This is a genomic window from Bacillus sp. JJ783 (genome assembly GCF_036963225.1).
GTDB lineage: Bacteria > Bacillota > Bacilli > Bacillales > Bacillaceae_G > Bacillus_A > Bacillus_A cereus_U.
On sequence record NZ_JBALMG010000050.1, the window covers coordinates 43,965 to 48,785 of the forward strand.

Here is a 4,821-nt window from a genome sequence, read left to right on the forward strand (position 1 = left end):
AAAAGTTATGTTATTCATTATAAATTCTCCTTACTTGTTTAATGTAGAAGCAACAGCTTTTGCATCGATAAGAGCGGAAAATACCATGCCCATTGTATTTAAGAAATTGTTCGTTTTCATTTTGTTCATCATATAGATCCGCTCCTTTTCAAATGGTTGTTGTTACTTTCTGACTTAATTGTATAAGATAGTGGAGGGAGTCACTATCGAATTAGCTTACAAGAAAATTACACTTTTGTAAGAATTGAAATTTAACAATAAATACTTATTTTTATTACCAACTCCTAAAACTTAGTGTTATAATCGTTATAAGAAAATGATTATACTTCGGATATTCAGAAAGGAACGAAACAAATGTATAAACTAATTACATTTTCGTTGAAATATATATTTAAAACAGCTGGGAAAGTAGAAGTACAAGGGAGAGAGAAATTACCGGAAGGTGGCCCTTACGTTGTTGCGTGCACACATACAAGTTTTATGGATGTTTTAATGTTAGCTGCAGGAATGTATCCAACTCAAATTCATTACATGGCAAAAAAAGAATTGTTTGAAGGTAAATTTAAAAATTGGTTTTTTAAAAATGTAAATGCATTCCCTGTAGACCGTGCGAATCCAGGGCCAAGCACATTGAAAATTCCATCGCGTTTATTAAAAGAGGGAAAAGTAGTAGGGATTTTCCCAAGTGGGACGAGATCATCAGAAGACGTTTCATTAAAAGCTGGGGCTGTTACGATTGCAATGCGTTCTAACGTTCCGTTAGTACCGGCAGCTTATATTGGCCCATCAAGTATAAAAGAATTGATAAAAGGAAAAAAAGCGCAATTAGTTTTTGGAGATCCAATTCAAATTGATGCTGAAGAACAAATAGATCGAAAAACGGCTATGAAAATGATGACAGATGAATTAAATGCAAAGTTTGAAGAACTAAAGGAAGTTTTACAGCCAAATTAAAAGTAAGAAAAGACGACCGGGCATAGACGGTCGTCTTTTCTATTATTATTTATATAAAGGGGAAAGGGGACACAAAGTTATATAAGCGTAGCAGCGTAAATGAAAGCAGTAAGAAGAATCGAGCCGCTAGCTAGTCCTAAAAAATCTAATTTGTTAAAAGTCATGTTATTCATTATAAATTCTCCTTACTTGTTTAATGTAGAAGCAACAGCTTTTGCATCGATAAGAGCGGAAAATACCATGCCCATTGTATTTAAGAAATTGTTTGATTTCATTTTGTTCATCATATAGATCCGCTCCTTTTCAAATGGTTGTTGCCCTGTTTCTGACTTAATTATATGAAATGTTGCGGAGAGTCACTATCGAATTAGCTTACAGGAAAATTACACTTTTGTAAGAAAAACAAATGAAAGTGTAATGATGAGAAGATTTGACATATGTTCATGTGATTTATTAAGTTAAAAGTAGAGGTGAGTGTATGGCTAATATTAAAGATATTGCAAAGATGGCTGGGGTTTCAGTTACGACTGTTTCGAGGGTATTAAATGATCATCCGTATGTAAGCGAAGAAAAAAGGAAAGTTGTTTTAGAAATAGTTGAGAAATTGAATTACTCGCAAAATGCAAATGCTGTTCATTTATCAAAAGGGAAAACGAATATTGTTGGTGTGATTTTACCTTATATTAATCATCCGTGTTTTGATGCGATGGTGGGTGGAATGATGGAGGTCGCATTAGCTCATAACTATCGAGTACTTCTTTGTCAAACGAATTACAATAAAAAAGAAGAAATGAAAAGTTTACATATGTTGAAAACAAAGCAACTAGACGGTCTTATCATTTGTTCTCGTGCCAATGAGTGGGAAATTATAGAGCCGTATGCAGCGTATGGGGCGGTTATTGCTTGTGAGGATAATGATATTGAAAGTATATCGAGTGTATATACAGATCATTTTAATGCTTTTCAATTAGGGATGAGTTACCTTATTGAAAAAGGTTATAAGAAGATTGGATATTGTACGGGAAGAAAGTTAGGACCAAGTAGTAAGAAACGTTTTGATGCTTATAAACAACAGCTACAATTAATAGATGAAGAAGTGATGGAAGATCGGATTTTCACAGAATGCTTTACATTAGAAGATGGTGTAAGAGTTGCACATCAATTCAAGGAGATGGAGAATCCTCCTGAAGCATTAATAGTGGCAGGAGATGAAGTTGCTATTGGGATCATGACAGAAGTTGAAAAATTAGGTATTAAAGTTCCTGAAGATTTAGCGATTATTGGTTTTGATAATCAACCGATTTCTCAAGTTTTACAACTGACAACCATTGACCAAAATTTAAAGGGAATAGGTAAGACGGCTTTTGAAATGTTTTACAGGCAAGTAAGTGATGAGAGTTCTAAACAAGAAAAGATGGAAATTCCGTATAAACTTGTGGAACGCTCCACGGTTTAGTAATAATCCGTTATGTGTATAATCACATAACGGATTATTTTTTGAAATGTCTTTGACAAGAAACCCGTTTCATACTTTATAAAAGAGTTACACCGGTCTGTAATAATCCATGGATTCTTTTCAAGTGTTAAAACAATGAATAGAATTTGGAGGAATATGCATGAATGAGCTTTTATTAAGTATGAAAAAATATGTAGAGGATGATGAACAAATTTTAGCATTTGTGATAGGTATATTTGAGAAAGATGATTTTACCTTATCATATCGGCATGGGATTTTTGTTGCTACTACTAGACGTCTCCTTTTTTACGGGGAATTTCCTTACTATCCTGCAACATTTGAAGAGTATTCGTATTTGCATATAGACGACATAAATTCTCATCCGCATTTAGTATTTACTTGCAAGCAGGAAACGGTGACAGCTAAGTATATTCAGAAAGGTAATGTGGAACGCTTCGCTCGTACAGTTCGAGCAAATATGAATAATTAATCAGGCGTGTGTTTAAACATAATAACCTTACTGTTATGAGAAGAATTGCGTAATAAAAACCACTTCTAAACCTCTAGGAGATAGTGATACAATGTCAAATGGGGGGAGGGATGAACTATGGTTAATCAACGTATAAAGGAAATCGCATTAATTACAATCGGTTCATTACTATTTGCAATTGGTATTAATTACTTCGCAATTCCAAACCGTTTATCAGAGGGTGGAATCATCGGTCTAACGGTTGTTACTTATTATTTATTTGATTGGTCACCAGGAATTGTAAATTTTGGTTTAAATGCAATTTTATTAGCTGTAGGTTATAAATTTTTTGATAAGAAAACGATGGTTTACACAATTATAGGTATTGTGGAAACATCTTTGTTTTTATATGTTACAGAGCACATTCAGTATCAAGTAAATAGTGATACATTATTAGCGGCTTTATTCGCTGGTGTATTTGTAGGTATCGGATTAGGATGTATGTTCAAAGCTGGAGGTACATCAGGAGGATCGGCAATTTTAGCGCAGTTAGCAAATCAATATTTAGGTTGGAGCGTCGGAAAAGGCGTACTTATTATTGATATCGTTGTAATTGCGGGTTCTGTATTTATAATAGGACAAGAAAAGGCAATGTATACACTTGTAGCTGTATTTGTCGGGGCGAAAGTGATTGATTTCATCGTGGAAGGTATGGATACAAAAACAGCCGTTACGATTATTTCGAACCAACCAGACTTAATTCGAGAGACTATTACGAAAAACATGACACGCGGTGTCACTGTATTAGAAGGACGCGGCGGATATACTGGTAAAAATAAAGAAGTATTATATGTCGTTATTAATAAACAAGAGCTTGTTAAGTTAAAGCAAGTTATTAGTAGAGTTGATGAAGATGCTTTCGTTGTTATTCACGATGTACGTGATGTACTTGGTGGTGGCTTTAAAGCGAGCTAAAAGGTGAACGAGTAAATTCGTTCGCCTTTTTTAATTCTTACAAAAATGTAAGTGTAATGTAATGAGATTCAATAGTAGATTTTATTCCTTCTTTTTAAAATGGATGTATATATATCCTGCAGAGGAGGAATGTTTAGTATGAAGAAAAAAATGATCACTACTATAATAGCGATGATAGTGATAGTAGTAATGTTACTGCCTACAAAACTTGGACCAGTTATCGATAAATATAATCCACTTTATAAGACGAAAGAATATTATACGGTTGTGAATACAATTGGTCAGCATATTGGTGATGAATGGTATGAATATGAATTTATTGCATTTGACGAACGTGGAAAAGAACAAAAAATAAAGAAGACTGTTAAGCATATGTTAAAGAGAGATGAAGCATTAAAAGTGTACGCAAAAGGACGCTACGGCGAGGCGATTGAAGAAATTGAAGCTGTAAATATTCCTATTAATGCGAAGAGTAAACTTTTAACGATGAGATAGCGAATTATACCCCCGCCTATTTTTTGTCGAAAATAAAAATACTAGGTAGGGGTATTTTGAAGTGCATGAAAAAGCCTTAGTCCATATGGACTAAGGCTTTTTTTATTATATAAAGGGGAAGGGGGTACATTGTAGTAGCATGAGTGAAAGGTATAAGAAGAGTAGCTACTAGCAATGTAATTTGGTTATGTGAGTGTTCTTCTTATTTGGCTTACTTTCTAACTTTATTGTACGAGATGTAGGTAAAGGAAACTATCGAATTACATTACACATAGCTTACAAACATGTAAGCCTTCTGTAATGTAATTCGATGGTTAAAAGATAGTAAATTTAATATAGTGTAACTAGAAAGTCTCATTTTATTACTTTCTGATTCGTAATGTTAATGAAGAACGAAAAACCAACTAACTTTGAATAGCCCTCATCTTAGCTTAAGATGAGGGTTTTTTTTAAACCTTACAATATTGTAAGG

Annotated in this window: 6 protein-coding genes; 5 read left to right on the forward strand and 1 reads right to left on the reverse strand. The window is 33.6% G+C overall.

Annotation, left to right across the window (positions count from 1 at the left end; translation table 11 throughout):
- Positions 1-354: 354 nt before the first annotated feature.
- Positions 355-954 (forward strand): lysophospholipid acyltransferase family protein, encoded by a 600-nt coding sequence (locus tag V7038_RS11055; RefSeq protein WP_002113389.1) that lies wholly within the window; start codon positions 355-357, stop codon positions 952-954.
- 77 nt (positions 955-1,031) lie between these two features.
- Here the strand turns inward: V7038_RS11055 and V7038_RS11060 are convergent, their stop codons facing one another.
- Positions 1,032-1,127, reverse strand: coding sequence for a DUF3948 family protein (locus V7038_RS11060; protein ID WP_002124767.1), 96 nt, complete (start codon positions 1,125-1,127; stop codon positions 1,032-1,034).
- 305 nt (positions 1,128-1,432) lie between these two features.
- Between V7038_RS11060 and V7038_RS11065 the strand changes: the two genes are divergently transcribed.
- The 4 genes from V7038_RS11065 to V7038_RS11080 all read left to right on the forward strand — a co-directional run bounded on the left by V7038_RS11065 (position 1,433) and on the right by V7038_RS11080 (position 4,349).
- Positions 1,433-2,410 carry a LacI family DNA-binding transcriptional regulator gene (locus V7038_RS11065; RefSeq protein ID WP_002113390.1) on the forward strand — a complete coding sequence of 326 codons (978 nt, stop codon included), beginning with the start codon at positions 1,433-1,435 and terminating at the stop codon, positions 2,408-2,410.
- Between the two features lie 160 nt (positions 2,411-2,570).
- Positions 2,571-2,900 carry a PH domain-containing protein gene (locus tag V7038_RS11070; RefSeq protein ID WP_002113391.1) on the forward strand — a complete coding sequence of 110 codons (330 nt, stop codon included), beginning with the start codon at positions 2,571-2,573 and terminating at the stop codon, positions 2,898-2,900.
- A gap of 117 nt (positions 2,901-3,017) precedes the next feature.
- A complete protein-coding gene (locus V7038_RS11075; RefSeq protein WP_199661710.1) occupies positions 3,018-3,854 on the forward strand; it encodes a YitT family protein in 837 nt (278 codons plus the stop codon).
- A gap of 138 nt (positions 3,855-3,992) precedes the next feature.
- Positions 3,993-4,349 (forward strand): YxeA family protein, encoded by a 357-nt coding sequence (locus V7038_RS11080; RefSeq protein WP_002202019.1) that lies wholly within the window; start codon positions 3,993-3,995, stop codon positions 4,347-4,349.
- Positions 4,350-4,821: the final 472 nt, after the last annotated feature.